Source organism: Pedobacter sp. BMA, from assembly GCF_001027745.1.
Taxonomy (GTDB): Bacteria; Bacteroidota; Bacteroidia; order Sphingobacteriales; family Sphingobacteriaceae; genus Pedobacter.
Genome location: NZ_LECU01000005.1, coordinates 387,431 through 404,617 on the forward strand (window position 1 = coordinate 387,431; position 17,187 = coordinate 404,617).

The 17,187-nt window shown below is 41.5% G+C and carries 14 protein-coding genes and 1 tRNA gene; 5 read left to right on the forward strand and 10 right to left on the reverse strand.

Translation table 11 applies throughout. From position 1 onward, the window contains the following. The first annotated feature begins 23 nt into the window (after window positions 1–23). Both AB669_RS11220 and AB669_RS11225 read left to right on the forward strand, forming a co-directional pair. Window positions 24–833: an SDR family NAD(P)-dependent oxidoreductase gene (locus AB669_RS11220; RefSeq protein WP_047799393.1), complete on the forward strand. Its 810-nt coding sequence runs from the start codon at window positions 24–26 to the stop codon at window positions 831–833. Then, window positions 833–1,603 carry an alpha/beta fold hydrolase gene (locus AB669_RS11225; protein ID WP_047799394.1) on the forward strand — a complete coding sequence of 257 codons (771 nt, stop codon included), beginning with the start codon at window positions 833–835 and terminating at the stop codon, window positions 1,601–1,603. The genes AB669_RS11220 and AB669_RS11225 overlap by 1 nt, the downstream gene beginning before the upstream one ends. A gap of 180 nt (window positions 1,604–1,783) precedes the next feature. On the opposite strand, the gene AB669_RS11230 is transcribed toward AB669_RS11225, so the two are convergent. After that, window positions 1,784–3,115, reverse strand: coding sequence for a Gfo/Idh/MocA family protein (locus AB669_RS11230; protein WP_047799395.1), 1,332 nt, complete (start codon window positions 3,113–3,115; stop codon window positions 1,784–1,786). Window positions 3,116–3,587: 472 nt separating this feature from the next. Continuing rightward, window positions 3,588–3,659: transfer RNA gene (locus tag AB669_RS11235), tRNA-Arg, on the reverse strand. 432 nt (window positions 3,660–4,091) lie between these two features. Between AB669_RS11235 and AB669_RS11240 the strand changes: the two genes are divergently transcribed. Beyond that, entirely contained in the window at window positions 4,092–4,496 is a 405-nt protein-coding gene (locus AB669_RS11240) for a heme-binding protein (protein WP_047799396.1), read from the forward strand. Window positions 4,497–4,690: 194 nt separating this feature from the next. Here the strand turns inward: AB669_RS11240 and AB669_RS11245 are convergent, their stop codons facing one another. Then, a complete protein-coding gene (locus AB669_RS11245) occupies window positions 4,691–6,613 on the reverse strand; it encodes an ATP-binding protein (protein ID WP_047799397.1) in 1,923 nt (640 codons plus the stop codon). Window positions 6,614–6,791: 178 nt separating this feature from the next. On the opposite strand from AB669_RS11245, the gene AB669_RS11250 reads away from it, so the two are divergent. After that, complete coding sequence (locus AB669_RS11250) at window positions 6,792–7,727, forward strand: polysaccharide lyase (protein ID WP_047799398.1); 936 nt, start codon at window positions 6,792–6,794, stop codon at window positions 7,725–7,727. A gap of 300 nt (window positions 7,728–8,027) precedes the next feature. Here the strand turns inward: AB669_RS11250 and AB669_RS11255 are convergent, their stop codons facing one another. From AB669_RS11255 to AB669_RS11285, 7 genes are all read right to left on the reverse strand, one after another. Next, complete coding sequence (locus AB669_RS11255) at window positions 8,028–8,678, reverse strand: peroxiredoxin (protein ID WP_156166730.1); 651 nt, start codon at window positions 8,676–8,678, stop codon at window positions 8,028–8,030. 349 nt (window positions 8,679–9,027) lie between these two features. Beyond that, the gene (locus tag AB669_RS11260; protein ID WP_047799400.1) at window positions 9,028–10,143 is read right to left on the reverse strand and encodes an FAD-dependent monooxygenase; all 1,116 of its coding nucleotides are present in this window, start codon (window positions 10,141–10,143) and stop codon (window positions 9,028–9,030) included. Between the two features lie 2 nt (window positions 10,144–10,145). Next, window positions 10,146–11,321 carry an MFS transporter gene (locus AB669_RS11265; RefSeq protein ID WP_047799401.1) on the reverse strand — a complete coding sequence of 392 codons (1,176 nt, stop codon included), beginning with the start codon at window positions 11,319–11,321 and terminating at the stop codon, window positions 10,146–10,148. A 131-nt stretch (window positions 11,322–11,452) separates the two neighbouring features. Continuing rightward, window positions 11,453–12,043 carry a Crp/Fnr family transcriptional regulator gene (locus AB669_RS11270; protein ID WP_047799402.1) on the reverse strand — a complete coding sequence of 197 codons (591 nt, stop codon included), beginning with the start codon at window positions 12,041–12,043 and terminating at the stop codon, window positions 11,453–11,455. A gap of 206 nt (window positions 12,044–12,249) precedes the next feature. Beyond that, window positions 12,250–13,503 carry an MFS transporter gene (locus AB669_RS11275; RefSeq protein ID WP_047799403.1) on the reverse strand — a complete coding sequence of 418 codons (1,254 nt, stop codon included), beginning with the start codon at window positions 13,501–13,503 and terminating at the stop codon, window positions 12,250–12,252. Further along, window positions 13,500–14,486, reverse strand: a complete 987-nt coding sequence (locus AB669_RS11280) for a 2-hydroxyacid dehydrogenase (RefSeq protein ID WP_047799404.1) — start codon at window positions 14,484–14,486, stop codon at window positions 13,500–13,502. Before AB669_RS11280 ends, AB669_RS11275 begins: the two co-directional genes overlap by 4 nt. 198 nt (window positions 14,487–14,684) lie before the next feature. Beyond that, window positions 14,685–15,770: a glycoside hydrolase family 5 protein gene (locus AB669_RS11285; RefSeq protein WP_047799405.1), complete on the reverse strand. Its 1,086-nt coding sequence runs from the start codon at window positions 15,768–15,770 to the stop codon at window positions 14,685–14,687. Between the two features lie 46 nt (window positions 15,771–15,816). On the opposite strand from AB669_RS11285, the gene AB669_RS11290 reads away from it, so the two are divergent. Beyond that, window positions 15,817–17,184, forward strand: coding sequence for a sensor histidine kinase (locus AB669_RS11290; RefSeq protein ID WP_047799406.1), 1,368 nt, complete (start codon window positions 15,817–15,819; stop codon window positions 17,182–17,184). Window positions 17,185–17,187 lie beyond the last annotated feature (3 nt).

Here is a 17,187-nt window from a genome sequence, read left to right on the forward strand (position 1 = left end):
AGCAAATCATAAAAAATAAATAGATGGATTTAAATATCAAAGACAAAGTAGCCGTAATTACCGGCGGAGATTCGGGAATAGGATTGGAAACAGCAAAACTACTGGCAAAAGCAGGTGCTAAAATTATTCTGGCGGATGTTGAAGAAGAAAAACTAGCCCAGGCCCTGGAAGAATTAAAAAGCGAGGTGGATGGTGTTGAAGCAAAGGCAATCACTGTAGATCTGTCGAAAAACGAAAGCGTATTGAATCTTGCCAAAGAGGTTGAAGCGCAGTTTGGACTGTCGCATATCCTAATCAACTGCGCCGGCGCACGTGGGGCAGCAGGCGATTTTCTTACGCTAAGCGATCACGACTGGCAGGAAACCATAGAGGTGGATTTGCTTGGCGCCGTACGCTTATGCCGGGCGTTTATTCCACATCTTCAGCAAAACGGCTGGGGACGGGTAGTACTGGTGGCCTCAGAAAATGCCTACCAGCCTTACGAAGAAGAATCGCCATATAATGCCTGTAAAGCAGGAATCATTAACTTATCCAAATGCCTTTCACGATCCTATTCTAAGGATGGATTACTCTTCAATTGTGTATCACCAGCGTTCATTGCCACACCAATGACAGATGCGATGATGGAAGACCTGGCTAAAGAACGTGGTACAGATAAAAATGAAGCCATTAAATGGTTTCTTAAAAACAAACGGCCAAACCTTGCTGTGGGCCGCAGGGGAAAAACCAATGAAGTGGCGAACGTCATTGCGTTTCTGTCATCTGAACTGGCCAGTTTTGTAAATGGCAGTAACTATCGGGTAGACGGTGGCGCTGTCGAATCTGCATTTTAATGACAACACAACACGAACATAATACCAAAAATACCAGTGCAACAACTGACCGTCCCGCACTGGTATTTTTACACTACTTCGGTGGTGCAGCAATCACCTGGAAATGGTTGATCGAAAATCTTGGGGGAAAGTTCAATTGCGTAGCACTTGATCTGCCCGGTTTTGGGAATACCCCTCCCCTGCCTCAACCCTCAATTCAAGGCTATTCAGATTATATTACAGGAGCATTAAGGCAACTCCGACTGGAAAGCTACATTCTGATCGGCCATTCGATGGGCGGTAAACTGGCCCTGCAGTGTGCGGTAGATGATCGGGATATCGGAAAAGTCAAACAGGTGATACTGGTGGCACCATCACCTCCGGGCGTAGAAAAAATGCCTGAAGCGCAACAAAAAGAAATGCGATTAGCCCCCGATGAACCTTCAGCAAAAAAGAGTGTTAGGGACAGTATCAATATTGAGCTTAGCGATGCAAAGCTTGAAACCGCCATACTCACTACTCAACAGGTTCACCCTGAAACCCGGAAATGGTGGATAGATAAAGGAATACATCACTCAATTGCCGAATATACCAAAACACTTTCCGTTCCGGTTTCACTAATTGTATCCCATAGCGATCCCGCAATCACAGATGCCATGACCAGAGCTGAAACAATTCCAAATCTTCCTGCTACTACTGAAATTATTTTCACAGACCGCAGCGGACACCTGATTCCCCTGGAGGATACCGTATGGCTAGCTGAAACAATTCTTAAAGAAATCTGTTATTAAGTGATCATATCTATCCGGAGTGGTTACCGGATTTTAGTTTGTTTGGTTTATATCATAAAGGATCGCTTTCGCGGTCCTTTTTCGTTTACAAACTCCCCGAACCTCCAGGAAGCCAGAAAAGTGTGCTAAACATTCAACATTCCCTGTATTCAAGGAAACAACTTTGATAGATTAGTCGAATCAAAATTTGGGTAAGCTGTAACCGTTATGATACTTGGCCAGCAGGTATTTATGGTTGACCTGTTTATCTGTAAACTCGTGTTTGGCATTGTCCCATGATAATTTTTGTCCGCTTCTGAAGGCAAGATTTCCCATTTGAGCAACAGTAGCTACATGCGCAGCATCTTGTATAGAGCAGTTCAGCTCTTCTTTTTTTCTGGATCTGACCACACTAAAGAAATTGACCATATGATTGTCCAATCCATTATCTGATGATTTAACAAAGGGCTTGCTCACTTTATTCCCACTTACCTTTTCTTCAATAACTTCCCAGCCTTGCCTGTTGAGGATCAGTGTGCCGTTGTTACCAATATAGGCAATCCCGTGATTGCGGTTATAAGAGCCATTATCAATGCCCATAGCAGAGTCCCATACCATGTTAAACTTGTCAAACTCATATAAGGTGGTCAGCGTATCAGGCGTCTCTTCATACAGATCAGGATAAGCAAAGCGGCCACCCAATGCAGATATGGTTTTTGGTACAGGAGAATTCATGCCTAGCAAGCCATAATCCAATAAATGCACTCCCCAGTCGGTCATTAACCCACCTGCATAATCCCAGAACCAGCGGAAATTGAAATGATATCTGCTGGCATTGTATGCTCTTTTATTCGCCGGCCCAAGCCACATGGCATAATCAACGCCTGCAGGAGGTAAGGTATCCGGTACCACCGGAGCAGGTTTCATCCAGCCCTGGTAACACCATACTTTCACCGTTCTGATATTTCCAAGCTGGCCGCTCTTTACAAAATCAACAGCATCTTTAAAATGTTGCTGACTGCGCTGCCATTGGCCTGCCTGTACAACCTTATTATATTTTTCCTGTGCTTTAACCATGGTACTGCATTCAACAATAGAATTACCGACTGGCTTTTCAACATATACATCTTTACCTGCCTGTACTGCATGAATCATCATCAGGGCATGCCAGTGATCAGGTGTTCCGATAATTACGGCATCAACATCTTTATTATCAAGCAGCGCACGATAATCTTTATATCTTTTTACTTTTGCGGCGTCAACATTCATCGACTTTAATTCGGCGATCCTTTCATCAAGTACATTTGCATCACTGTCACACAGGGCGATCAGATTTACGCCTGGTACTTTGAGGGCCGCTTTGAGGTCAGACCATCCCATGCCTTTGATTCCTATTACACCAATATTGATTTGGTCGTTTGCCCCAATAGTCTTGTTAAAAAGGGCATAGGCAGGATTGTCTAAGGCAGAAAGCATGGCAGTGGTTCCCACTGCGGTTGCAGCGTAGTTGAGGAATTTTCTACGGTTTAGCATTTATATCTGGTTTACGGTTCATACTGAAAGTAAATTACAAAATAATTAGTGGAGCGTCCAAGATATATCGTTAAAATCAATAAGAATGTTACCCATTTCTAAAGCCAAAATATGACCTTAGACATTGAAAGTCCGGCACTTTTGCAAACAAGAAAAAAAAATGATCAGGCAAAAGAAGTGAAAGCAACGAATTGTTCGATTATAATACTCCTGCACGCTATTTCTGTTTGTGATTAACCTAATTGAAGATCATATTGGTCATATCCGGAGGAATCTATATTTCATAGCTTGGATATGCTTGAAAAGCGGGAGTTTTAAAGTTTGGTCTTCAACTCTGATCTCTACTATAAAACAGCATCTGTTGAACACCTGCGATGATAATTCTTCTATTAATCAACTATCTTAAAATGAGGAATTTGGGAGTAAGGATTGTCAATAAAAAAAGGGATGATTTAACAATCGTCCCTTCAAGTGTTCCCAGAGGGATTCGAACCCCCATCGGTGGTACCGGAAACCACAATTCTATCCATTGAACTATGGGAACTTAGAGCCGCAAATATATGACTTTAGATTACAATTACTAATGTTTTGCCGCTAATTTTCTATATGAACATTGGAACTATCGGAAATTAAGTAAAATCAAAAAATTATGTCACAACTATTGAAACTATTATAAAAAAAGTGCCTTCTTAGTGGGTTTAAGGGAGTTTTAATAAAAAAAAGGCGGTTTAAATGAGCCTAAGCTGGGTTTTTCTTGCATTTAGGCAAACAATATGCAAGGAAAGTGCATACAAAGTGCAAGGAAAATGCAGATAAGTTATCCGCTAAACCTTGGGGAATCTCGACCAGTAAGTCAGCCTAACTTTAGTTCGTTGTTCTGGATCAGGCATTCCCCTGCAGAATAACAAATTTAGCTGAATACCAGAACAATAACCAGTCGGCAATGTTACTTCTATACATTAATCAATATAAAATTATGAGTCTGACATTAGAATTAGTAGAAAAGTTATCATCAGCAGCTAAAGCCAAAGCCAACGAAATTGGGGTACCCATGAATATCGCTGTAGTAGATGAAGGGGCTAATTTAAAAGCCTTCCATAGAATGGACAACGCCTGGCTGGGATCGATTGACATCTCTATAAAAAAAGCGAAAACAGCGAGGTTCTTCGACATGAATTCAGGTGAAATAGGGAAATTGTCGCAGCCTGGGCAGCCTTTATACAATATTGAACATTCCAACGGCGGTTTAATTACTTTCCCCGGCGGCGTAGTTCTAAAAGATGTGAATGGAACCATTATAGGTGCCATTGGTGTCTCAGGAGGAACTGTTGATCAGGATCATGAAGTGGCTACTGCAGGTGCGTCAGCAATTGAAGTGTAATAGGGTTACCATAGTCAGAAGCGGTTAAATAACATGGTCATTTCCTACAAGTATCTAGACAAATGAATTCGTCAATAGTAGGCGCTGTTGAGAAATTTGCGTAGCCAAATTGTTAAATTGAAACAAAAAGATTCGACAGGGTTTAATAAAAGATAGTAACTATTTGGATCATTAATTGTTTCCAGGTACCCTACTCATATAAACCAGGGCAGCGTAAACCAAAAATTGCTGCCCTCGCCCACCTTACTATCTACACCAATTTCTCCACCATGTCGGCGAACAATATCGGCACTGATGTAAAGTCCTAAACCCAGTCCGGAGATCTGACTTCCGCTTTCATCTGCTCTGAAATAGCGGTCGAAGAGATAAGGGAGTTTTTCGGTCGGTATACCGGGACCATTGTCTCTAACAGATATTTTGACAAATCTATTTTCCTGAACCACATCCAGGTAAATGTTACTATTCACCGGCGCATATTTAGCGGCATTATTCACTAAATTTACCACTACCTGGTCTACACGATGCTCATCTGCATATAAATTCAAGCTGTTATCTCCGGTAACGACGATTGAATGCGTTCCGGCATCCCTGATGTGGCTGCAACATCCATCCACTAGCCCGACCACATTAAACCAGTCTTTTTGCAGTGGTACCTCGCCCTGACTCATTCTGGAAACATTAAGCAGATCATCTACCAGATCGGTTATTTTATTAATGCTCCTGGATGATTGGTCCACAAGTTTGGGAAACATTGCCGGATTGAAGTTACTTTTCATACGTTCCAACATTTGAAGCGAAGCCTTTAGTGTGGTAACAGGGGTTTTAAGTTCATGACTGGCAATGGAAATAAAATCATCTTTTTGTTGTTGCAACGCCTTATATTCAGTTATATCAACCGCTGTACCAATTACCCTGTCACCCTCATTGTTGGTATTATAAAATATCCGTGCCTGAAACCTTACCCATTTCATGTTACCGTTTGGCGGAAAAAGCCTGGCTTCATAAAATATGTTTCCGGTTAATTTAGCCTCCCCATGCGCCTGCTCGCTCAAATGAACATCATCTGGATGATAAAGTGAAAGGATGCTTTCTCTGGTCGGATTTTCCAAACCCAGAATCTCATTAAAGCGGTCGGAGGTGGTAAGCTCATTAGTGGAATACTTCAACTCGTAAATACCAATATCTGCCGCCTGAGTAGCCAAACGCATCCGCTCTTCTATCTCTTCAATTGATTTACGCGTGTTAACTTTTTCAGAAACGTCTATTCCAATTACCATTACTGCCATAACCGATCCGCTCAAATCAACCACCGGCTCATAAACGAAATCTATAAATACCTGTTCAGGAATACCATTACGAACTAAGGTTACCTCTGCTTCTTTAGCAACATATGGTACATTAGTATCAATTACCGTCTGCATCACCGGAGCATAGTGTGCTGCGGCTTCTGGTATGGCATCCCAGATCATTTTCCAATCTACCTCCATGCGGGTTTTGCCAACCAGCTCCAGATAACGCTCATTAACATCTGAAACAATCAGGTCATTTGCCCTGATCACACAAATTGCAAAGGGAGCTTGCTGAATCAGATTTCTGAAACGTTTTTCACTTGTTTCAAGCTGATTGTAGGAGGAGATTAATTCTTCATTTGCTGCTTCCAGGCTTTCATTTGCCAGTATGAGCGCAGTGTTTGAAGCGAGCTCTTTGGTGTTTAATTCCTGGATTTTTGCTACATTATTAACCAGTTCTGTAACGTCTGTGGCGTAACAAGCTACTCCAACAATCTGACCAGCTGACTCACTAATTGGCTGATAGCTAAAAGTGTAATAAGAAACGGTCAATTTGCCCCCTATCATCAGTTCAGCCCTGTCATTCACGGCGTAATATGGCTCTCCCGTAGTCATAACTTTCCTGAGCAGCGCTTCGAACGGCTGATTTGCAAGTTCGGGTAACGCATCACCAAAACGCATACCGATTACGCTGTTATCCTTACCCCAGGCTTTGAGTGTTGCACTATTGGCCACAGCAATACGCAGATCATCCCCAAGAATCAGGTACACAGGGTAAGGCGAGCCTTCTACAAGGCCTGCAAGGATTTCTTTATCGGGAAGGGTCATCGAAAAATAATTTCAGTGTTAGATTGGCTGCAAATTTAGAAAAGGGTTTGATTTCATTTTGCAAACTATTTACTTTTATATTCTTATTTAGGAATTTTCATCCAAAACAGCTGGAAATTTCACCCATCCAAACACTTCCGGTTCGTTAATTTCAATTGAACATTAAAAAAACCTAATCATGAAAAAAACACCTTTTATCTTGTTGCTGGCAACGCTGGCTGCCGCATGCAAAAACGATGTAGAAAAATTGAATGCCAATCAGGCAACTTCGCTCGAAATTTCTGCCAAAGACGATGCAGTAACTTCTGCTGCCGCTGCTGAAACCGTATATGATACAAGAACGATTGATTTTACACGAACAAATGGAGGCTACCCACTTAATTATTGGATTACCGACTTTGGAAATGACAATGCAGCCAATAGTGGCTCTTCATCACTAAACACCTCAGAGATCAGCAGGCTATATACTGAATCCAATACGCTACGCGTGAAATTGTTGGCTAATAAAATTGGAGATGACGGAGGGATGTGGTCTAATGCCACAATTGGGCGAAGCACTACAAAAAAGGTATTACAATATGATGTAAAATTCGGCTACGTAACGGTACCATTTGAATGGGGCTGGGGTGGGAAAATTCCGGGTTTAGGTGGAGGAGCAACCTATACAGGTTGTGTAATCACTACAGATGGCAATGGCTGGACCTCACGAGTAATGTGGAAAACAGACGACGCCGGCGAAGCCTATTTAATGCCATACGTATACTATGTTGATAAGCCAAAAACCTGTGGCGATGATTTTGGCGCAAAGTACTACGGAGGAGACGGAACAGGATTAAAACCTGGAAAATGGTACCGTGTAAGAATGGAGGTCACGCTAAACACAGCTGCAAATACGAATGGTATTTTGAAAATTACGATTAGTGAAAACAATAGCGGAACCTGGTCTACACCGCAAACTTTGATTAACAAAACCAATATCCGTTATGCAACTACCACCGCAGGACGTGAAATTGACGAGCTCATCACAGGCGTATATCGTGGAGGGTCAACAACAGATTGGGCAGCGTCTGTAGATGATTACATCTTTTTGGATAAAATTATATTAACTAATTAATTGTCCCGCGTCTTTAAGTATTGTGGAGATATAAATACAACCTATCTGTACTAATAGTTGAATTATATTATCCCGATAGCTTGAATCAATTCAAGCTACCGGGTTTTGCGGTTTTATAAATCTTTATGCTCAATCATTGTATTAAATTTTATAACACAAAGGTGGGCAACAATGAATCTGAAAAATAAACCTAAACTGTAAAAAGTGTATCCAGATCTCAGCTAAATCAGGAGAATCAAAACGCAGATAATATTTGTCGTTAGATTTATTTAGGATAGATAACTAGGGGGTTAGCTTCTTTTAATTAGTAGAAGACAAAGACATATTTAGCTTATCATCCGGCGCTTTGCCAAAGTGGCTCGTATACCATTCAGTCAACTCGTGGGATTTAAACTGGTTATTTCCGTTTACCCCCCGGATAAAACGTTTGGCAGATTTAGTTCCGTTTTCGCCTGCCATGGCCTGATAAAGAACATAATCTACAATGATTTTATCATCCGGCTTAGGTCCTTTATAAGCCAATATTGCCCCATCCTTCCCGATGATAAATGGTGCAGGATTTGTAATGTTCAGGATTTTCCGGAATTTGTCAGATGACGGATCCTTTCCTAATTTATTGATTGAGGAAGTATCCGAACCTACAGATAAACTTGCAAAATTTACGTCGCGGTATTTAGCAAAGCGTTCCTTTAGTAAGCGGTATGATTTTTCCTGCTGAACAGAGGGCTTTGTGTTTCCCCACACATATAGATAGACAGTTTTCCCCTGATACAGGCTGCCAAATGAGTGAGTGCTTCCATGTGTATCGACAATTTGAATATCAGAGATATTAGTATCGGTATAGTCATTATAGTCTTTGACCAAAAGTTTGGCGATTCCTTTTACCATCACTGTGCACGAACTGCTCAATACACAAAGGGTAAGAATAAACAGGTAAGTTGATTTCTTCATCTTATATACAGTTTTTTGATGCGATCAGCATCTATTTGAATGATTATATGCTGGAAAGACGAAGAAACTTAAATGAAGGTTGCATCAGCCCTCAAACATATTCTTATTAACAGGTGGCGGAAATCAATTATGGAACAGGAGCTTATCCATTCAACCTTTTACGCATGCCCATTAAAGTGATATAATTTTGTTAAGGGTCACCAAAACCTACTTCTATATCTTCGAAGGCAAATCATTTCTCCGGTGGCTAAATAGCCATTACGTTCATACCATTCAATCAGCTCAGTCCGGCGGCTAATCACAGTAATGGCGATGCTTTTGCGGCCACTGCAAGGGAAATTATTTCAAATCATTTCCCCAGGCCGCTCCTTAATGCAAGCTGCTGTCCATGCATAGCCAATGCCCGTGCATGTGCAATTTGCTGATCATTCCAGATCTTTAATGCAGTCTGTAAATGAGCTGTCTCCTGAATATCCATGGCTAAGGTAATTGCATCCCGGTAAGCCTTGGCTGAACCTGAAGCAGTATGCGGACGCACCAGATAAGCGGCATCACCGAGTATAGCTACATTTCCCTGAAACATTTTTGGCACCTCCATATCCAGTATAACCTGTACAAATGGATTTTTGGTTTGGTATACCCTTTTTCTCAAAATTTCAGGTAACTCATCATCCGCCCTTGCCTTAAGCTCGCTTACACTTTCTTCGCTCAGGTATCCGGCGGGGATAGAGAATTCGTGGAGCCTTCCATCCTTATCAGTCAAAATTTTCCTTAGCTCTACTGATGATTTATTTTGAAACCATACCCAGTTCAATAAGCGTTTCCCTTCTTTAAGCTCGCCCCCCGGACCAGGAATGGTGTAGCAAAGCAAATGTGAATTCGCATAAGGATAGATAGAAAATTTATCTGAAAAGAAAGCAATTTCCTCGACATTAAGTTCACTTTCTGGAATGAGTCCCCTGTAGGCAATGTAGCCTGCATAACGTGGATGGTTTCCTGGAAACAGGTATTCGCGAACTACAGAGTTCACTCCGTCTGCACCGATGAGCAGATCTGCCTGGATGACCTTGCCGTTTTTAAAACTTGCTATCACCTTTTCCTGCTGATCTTGAACGCTTGTGAGCTCATAACCCTGATGATATTTTAAAGAAGGAAAAGAATTCCTCAACTGTTTCCACAGGTAGTTCCAGGAGGTAAAAACGGTATCGTTGGGGTATATCAATGAAGGATTTCCGTTATCATCGAGAACCTGACGGTGGGCGGCAAGAACGCCAAAAATTTCCCTTGTTGAAACACCCGCTTCCACCAGGTATTCCATCATATCAGGCTGGATCACCAATCCTGCTCCCCGATCTTTCAAAGCTCCGGAAGACCGCTCATAAATTTCGACATCAAAGCCCCTTTCCAGCAGGGCAATTCCTGCACACAGTCCTCCTATAGAGCCTCCTATTACTAGGATTTTCATATCTATATACTGGTTTTTGGTTTAGATAAACGTTTAGTGAGCACTACATTCGCGATGGCTGCCAGCGCCATTGCGCCCATAAACGATGTCGATAAACCCCACCCTCCGGCTTGGTATAGTTGTATCGCAATGTAAGATCCTAAAGCGCCTCCAATAAAATAGCTGGTCATGTAAACTGTATTGATGCGACTGTTCGCTTTCTGATCAAGAGTGTATATTACTGCTATATTTGTCACTTGAGTGGCCTGAACACCAATATCCAATAGCATAACGGTAACCCAGATTGCAGCGATTGATCCGGGAAAAAGTTTTAGCAGAAGAATGCTGATCAGCGTGATTGCCGTAGAAAATAGCAGCGACCTGGAAGGCGTACCCTTATCGGCCAGTTTGCCAAATACGGGGGCAATTAATGCACCGGCGGCAGCAAGCAGACCAAACAGCCCTATGCTAGAGGCAGAATAGCTAAATGGCGCTCCGCTCAGGTAAAAAGTTAAGCTTACCCAAAAAGCACTGAGCGTGCCAAAGGCAAGCATACCAGTCAACGCTGTTCTTCTCAATAGTGGAAATCGCCCCAGTTGAGCAATGGTCGATCTTAACAAGCCTCCGTAAGTTCCGCTAAAACGTTCGTTGGTTGTTGGAAAATCACGCTGCATTAATACTGCAGTGATCAGCACCATAAGTGCAGAAATAATGTAAACATACTGCCATCCAAGAATGCCAGTGATGAATCCACTGTAAACTCTTGCGACGAGGATTCCTATTAAAATACCCGTGAAGATCTGCCCTACAATCTTACCACGATTTTCCTTTACCAGACTGGCAGCCATAGGTAAAATGACCTGAGCAACCACAGAAAAAACGCCTATAAGCAGACTTCCTGCATATAAAAGTATTAAGCTTGGAGAAAAGGCAATAAGGAGCAGAGATAAAATCAACCCGACCTGGAGATAAAGGATCAGCTTCTTCCGCTCAATCATGTCTCCAATAGGCGTTAGCAGGAAAAGCCCCAGCCCGTAACCAATTTGAGAAAGTACAGAGATATTACCTGCTTTTTCTATACTGATATGAAACTGCGTAGCCATGGCCTGTAGAATGGGTTGACTGTAGTATACATTGGCAACCGCAATACCTGCTGTTGCTGCCATGATTAAAACCTGGGTTTTCGTTAGATTTGCCATTTTCGTATGATTATTTTTAGTAAAAAATGTCTTTCAGTGACACTACAAATTTGGCGGGTTGATATCAATCTAACGATGAACTGGTTTAGGAAATGAACACGAACTGGTTCAACTAAAAAAGTTGAAGTAGATTAACTTTTTTGCGAAACACGCCTATTCCTAAGCTTTGACAGATATTCCGTAGTGATTCCGAGGTAAGAAGCTAAAGCATACTGCGGCACTCTGTTTACGATTGCCGGATATTTCTCCTGAATGAATTCGAAACGCTGTTCTGCAGTTTTGGTTAAATTAAGAATTACCCGCCTGGCCATATGTGCAGCCGTATGCTCGGCAAGTATCCTGAAGAAAGTCTCATACACGTGTGCCCTTTTTTTCAGTTCCTGTTCCGTTTCGTAACTAATTTGTAGAACAAGGCTGTCTTCCAGTGCCATTACAAACATAGAAGCAGGGTGCTGAAAAATGTAACTGTTGTAATCTGTAATCCACCAGTCTTCAATAGCAAATTGTATAGTATGCTCATGCCCTTCATCTCCAATCACATAAGCCCGGAAGCTACCCTCTAACACAAAAAATCTGTTTTTCGCAACAAACTCGGGCTGAACGATAAACTGTCTTTTCTTCACGCGGATCAGCTTAAAATTTTCGCAAAAGTCATCTGCCTCGTTATCTGTGAAAGGATGACGCTTTTGGATGTGTTCCTTAAGTTTGCTGAAGTCTGACATAAGCTTGATGATTTGTTTTGACACGGGGTTAAATGAGTTAGCTAAGATAATAATTGTTCATGTCTGAAAGTTTAGTGTTTTTCTTATTTATCGACATAAATGTACCACTGCACCCCTTAAAGGCGAATAGGCATTCTGCGAAATAAGGAAACGAATCGTTGAAGAGCAGAGAATAATCGTTGGCTACGTAAATATGGATGGCTGTTTTAAACGGACTTTTGATCCCTCCCCTTGCCGGTTTCCCGGATAACAAAGCTTAATATTAACGCAAGCGAAATAATAGCCAAAATAAAGAAGCCTGCTGACCGGAAATGCTGTTCCGCATCGGTTGCAGAATTAAGCGTTTTTCCAAAATAAAAAGAAAATACAGGTCCCAAAAATGAAGTAACGCCGAATGTGATAAAGTTGATTCCTCCTGTTGCGCTGCCCTTAACCTTATCGGGGTTAGCCTCTTTGATTATGGTATATGGAATCATCGCTACACCTGAGGCTATACCAAATATCAACATGGAAAGAAATGCTGGAATAAGTAAAGGGTAAAAAATCAATTGTCCAAAGCAAAGTATCATCATTACACATCCTGCAATTAATACAGGTTTTCGCCTGCCGATCCGATCGGAAATATAGCCCATTAATGGACAGCCGATTACCCAGCCCAGCGGAACCATTGCGCTTATGAGGACAGCCGCATGCCTGTCAACTCCTCTGTCATGTACAAGAAATGATATTGCCCAGGTCATGGCAAAAACCGTAGTAGGAACAAAAAGCAATCCGGAAATAAGCCAACTCAGATAAGTTTGCGGGTTGGTAAACACAATTTTATATGAACCTATAATATATGTAGCAGTTAGGCCATTTGAAGTCTTCGGCTCTTTGGGTGTAGTTAAAAGCAGCATTAAACAAATAACGCCACAGGCTGATCCAATAATCACCCAGAACAAATGGACCGGAAATCCAGCCTCAATCATAGGACCGACAAGGAACTGCCCGGACGACCCACCTAACATTCCCATACACTGGGTAACGCCAATAGCGGTGGCAATATATTTTGCACGAAATCCGTGTGAAGCAAGATAAACGCATCCGGTAAATGAAAATGCACTGCCCGCACCCTGTAGCATACGTCCGGAATAACCTTCAATAACCCCTGAACCTGAAAATATCAGACAGCCGGCACATAGAATCCCCGCCCCGATGGCTATCGGGTATTTTGCCCCGTAACGATCATATGCCACTCCAGCTAACAGGCTCAAAAGTGCATAGGTATAATAGTAGGATCCTAATATAGCGCTCACTTCGAAGGGCGACATGGTGAAAGCATCCGATAGCTCATTGATCATTACCGCAGGAGAGGAGCGTATAGCATATTGCAGTAAATAGAATATACAGCCCAATATCCATGAAATAATGAACCCGCGTATTAATTTATCACTTCCGGACAATTGCGGCTGAGAAATCATGGCTTGATCTCATTAACCAAATTCTTTCCAGCAAGGAAAGCATCTGCATTTAAAAAAGTCGTTTCCGCAATTTGTTGCATGGCTTCACGGGTAAAAAAGCCCTGATGTGAGGTAATGAGTACATTGGGGAATGAGATCAATCGGGCAATCAGGTCGTCTTGTATAACCGTTCCTGACAAGTCCTGAAAGAAAAGTGCGGCCTCCTGTTCATAAACATCAAGGCCGAGATAACCCAACTGACCAGACTTTAGTGATCCAACAACTGCCGGTGTATCAATAAGTGCCCCCCTGCTCGTATTAATCAGCATCGATCCTTTTTTAAAGTATTTTAAAGATTGTTCGTTAATCATATGGAAGGACTCATCTGTTAAGGGACAGTGTAACGATACTATTTCAGCGTTGCTTAATGCTTCATGCAATCCCATATATTCCAGTCCGTCGGCTACAAGCTCAGCATCGGGATAAGGATCATAGGCAGTAATCCTGCAACCAAATCCTTTTAGAATTTTATACAAAGCCTTTCCGATGTTACCTGTTCCGATCAGGGCAACCTTCGAACCATGCATATTGAAGCCCATTAAAGATGTCAGAGAGAAATTTCCTTCCCTGATTCTGTTATATGCCTTATGAGTTTTACGGTTGAGTGTCAACATCATTGCCATGGTATGCTCAGCTACAGCCTCGGGTGAATAGGCCGGGACACGAAGAATTTTGATACACATTTCTTCCGCGAAATCAAGGTCAATGTTGTTAAATCCAGCACAGCGGAGAAGAATAAGCTTAATTCCATACCCGGCAAGCGCTGAAAGGACCTTGGCATCCCCCTTGTCGTTAACAAAAAGACAAACTGCATCGAAACCCTGTGCAAGGCCAGCACTGTCAGGATTCAATGCCTGTTCAAAAAAGACAAGCTGGTGCGAGGTATTGTATTTTTCAAGAAATTCCTGATCGTAATCGCAGGTACTAAAAACAGCAATTTTCATATGGATATGGTTTTGCTGTAAGGTAGTCATAATAAACGTGATGCTTTTTTTTAATGACCTTCTGCATGGGATATGCACGTCCCGGATATAAGATAGGTTATAAAATAAACATTAGTGTATTGATCTTTTTTTATATAACCAATACAAGATCATAGATTTTATAAAGCAACTTTAAAAAAACTAATGGACAGCTTTTTGTCAAGGCATGTACCCAATGGCCTTTTTCATTTGCGAAGAAAGGTTATTAATATCTGCAGACTGATTAAATATTGAGAAATTTTGATTGTAGTCCCAAATGATACCTGGGATTTTGCGTGCATCCAGTTCGCTTCTCACAGCTAACAGGTATTTTGCAAGTTCATGATCAGGAACATACCTGCGGTATGCTCCATATTCTCCGCAAAGCACAGGCACATGGTTTTTCAATGCCCAGCTGGCCACAATCTGAAGTTTGTCGCTGATTGCCCCTTGCTTCCCCTCATTTTTATAATTATTATAATTTTTCTCGCCTGCTGTACCCAGAGCAAGAGGATTAATCGGAGGCATCGTGCCGGCCGTATATGGAAAGGGAATTCCTTTGGTACTCACCTGCTTACCCACCCACTCTGCACCCTGATGAGTAAAAATAAAAGGTTCATAAAAATGGAAAGTATAAATAACGTTTTTGGCAGATAATGGTTTAATTCTGCTTAGCTCGTAAATACTGTTGTAATTAGATGCACCTATAATAATCGTTCGGTCAGGAGAATATTTCCGGATGGCAGCAATTACTTTCCCTGCCAGCGGCAACCATAAGGTGTCACTAATGGTCGGTTCGTTAAGAATCTCAAAGTAAAGGTTTTCGGTACTGATTTTTCTAAACTTCTTTTCAATGACTCCCCATAGCTGTATAAGCCTGCCGCTGTCACGCAGATAAGTTTCTTTTTTCAAAGTACCATAATGATTCACCAAAATCAAATGAAGTCGAAACTGCCTGCAATTCGAAATCACATCTTCAATATTGGTCATCAAAGCGGCCCGCTCAGCCTCAGATCCATTCACATAAAACTTTTCAAAATCTACGGGTAACCTTATGGTTTTAAAGCCGAGTTTTCGGATAAGCTCAAAATCTTTGTAATTGATTGGTTTTGATTGTAAAACTTTAGGATTCCAGTAATTTTCAAGCCAGGATATATTAATCCCTCTGGATAATTGCCTGTTTCTATCAAACGACCGGTCTTTCTGCGCAAAAACATTAAATTGAACATATAATACAAGTAAAATCACTATAAGTATACGTTTCATAGTATAAATTTTGTTACTTTTAGGCAGTCTTCATCCTTAGTCGTTTATGATCCTGCATTCCAAAGATAGCATAATCCATGCTATCCAAGTAAATGATAATGCACTGCACAAGCAGCTGGTAAAAAAATACCTGTACTACTCCAATATCATTATTTGGACGGTCATTTTCTTTTATCCGCTGTTAGGTATATTGGATTACATTTATGCGTACGAAATATATCAAACCCTCCTTCTTATCAAGGTGATAACGGTTTTAGTCATTTATGCAGTATATGATATCTGTTCGGCAAAACGGGTATCGCCCCTGATCCCGCTGCATGTTACTTTTTTCACCATTTCGTGTAATGCCGCAGTACTCTGTAATCTGGTGTCGTTTGAAGTTGCACCAATATTTTTTCTGGTTTATGCAAGTTTGTTTATGCTGTTTAACCTTGCAGTATTCTGGCATCCATCTAATTCTTTTGGTCATTTTTTCTCCACGTTGTTCATGATTGTGCTTTGTTTTCACACAATTAACAATGGAAGTCTGGCATTATTTATTACTCAAGGGGCCGGATTGTTTATTATGACAGGGTTCTTTTCCTGCTTTATACCTGTAGCCCGGCATAGCATCATCAAAAGAAATACACTGAATGACCTGAAAGTGAAATATTCAACTGCTCAGCTCCATGTGCTCCATCAAGAGCTGTCTAAAAAAAATATTGAAATCGAAGAGTCTAACTCCAGACTAACAGAACTGGTGATGCAGCAAGATACTTTTCTTTCGTTGGTAAAACAGGATATTCATGTATTTATCGATGAAATTAACCGAACCTCTAAAGAGATGCGCCAAACAGACACTAATCTGAATGCGATTGCCGATATACAGCACAGTGTGGCCAGTTTGGAGCAACTCGTACAGCTGTTACCCGAGGAAGATGATGCACCTGCAAGCGATATTCTGTTGCAATATTCAGCGGTTGATGTATTGCAGTCTGTTAAAGAGGTTGCCGCTTGCATGACCGTACAGTTCGCAAGCCATCAGGTCTCCTTTCAGCAAGTTGCCAAACAACCGAAATACAGGCAACAGCTTGATCAGCTTTATTTCGATCAGCTTCTTTTTAATTTGTTTGCAAACAGTTTAAAATTTTCATCTCCCGGCTGCACATTTTTAACCAGCGTCAGAACTATCGAAAAAGAATATGTGCTTGTAATTGCTTGCATTAACGCCAACGTAAACCTGAATCCTTTCCGTTCAGAAAACTGGATGCCTGCACATCCAACACCACAAAGCCTTCAGAAAGGCCTTGGCCCGGGGTTTTATATCGCGAGGTTGCTGGCAAATAAAATGAATGCAAATCTGCACTACCATAGCAGCACAAACTATTCAGCCTATGAAATCAGATTTAATACCCAATCACCAGATGAATACTAATAA

Excerpts from the sequence above, each read along its gene's own strand:
- AB669_RS11250 (WP_047799398.1), top strand. The coding sequence starts at position 6,792 with ATGAAAAAAACACCTTTTATCTTGTTGCTGGCAACGCTGGCTGCCGCA.
- AB669_RS11230 (WP_047799395.1), bottom strand. The coding sequence starts at position 3,115 with ATGCTAAACCGTAGAAAATTCCTCAACTACGCTGCAACCGCAGTGGGA.
- AB669_RS11280 (WP_047799404.1), bottom strand. The coding sequence starts at position 14,486 with ATGAAAATTGCTGTTTTTAGTACCTGCGATTACGATCAGGAATTTCTT.
- AB669_RS11270 (WP_047799402.1), bottom strand. The coding sequence starts at position 12,043 with ATGTCAGACTTCAGCAAACTTAAGGAACACATCCAAAAGCGTCATCCT.
- AB669_RS11225 (WP_047799394.1), top strand. The coding sequence starts at position 833 with ATGACAACACAACACGAACATAATACCAAAAATACCAGTGCAACAACT.
- AB669_RS11255 (WP_156166730.1), bottom strand. The coding sequence starts at position 8,678 with ATGAAGAAATCAACTTACCTGTTTATTCTTACCCTTTGTGTATTGAGC.
- AB669_RS11220 (WP_047799393.1), top strand. The coding sequence starts at position 24 with ATGGATTTAAATATCAAAGACAAAGTAGCCGTAATTACCGGCGGAGAT.
- AB669_RS11245 (WP_047799397.1), bottom strand. The coding sequence starts at position 6,613 with ATGACCCTTCCCGATAAAGAAATCCTTGCAGGCCTTGTAGAAGGCTCG.
- AB669_RS11265 (WP_047799401.1), bottom strand. The coding sequence starts at position 11,321 with ATGGCAAATCTAACGAAAACCCAGGTTTTAATCATGGCAGCAACAGCA.
- AB669_RS11260 (WP_047799400.1), bottom strand. The coding sequence starts at position 10,143 with ATGAAAATCCTAGTAATAGGAGGCTCTATAGGAGGACTGTGTGCAGGA.
- AB669_RS11290 (WP_047799406.1), top strand. The coding sequence starts at position 15,817 with ATGATCCTGCATTCCAAAGATAGCATAATCCATGCTATCCAAGTAAAT.
- AB669_RS11285 (WP_047799405.1), bottom strand. The coding sequence starts at position 15,770 with ATGAAACGTATACTTATAGTGATTTTACTTGTATTATATGTTCAATTT.
- AB669_RS11240 (WP_047799396.1), top strand. The coding sequence starts at position 4,092 with ATGAGTCTGACATTAGAATTAGTAGAAAAGTTATCATCAGCAGCTAAA.
- AB669_RS11275 (WP_047799403.1), bottom strand. The coding sequence starts at position 13,503 with ATGATTTCTCAGCCGCAATTGTCCGGAAGTGATAAATTAATACGCGGG.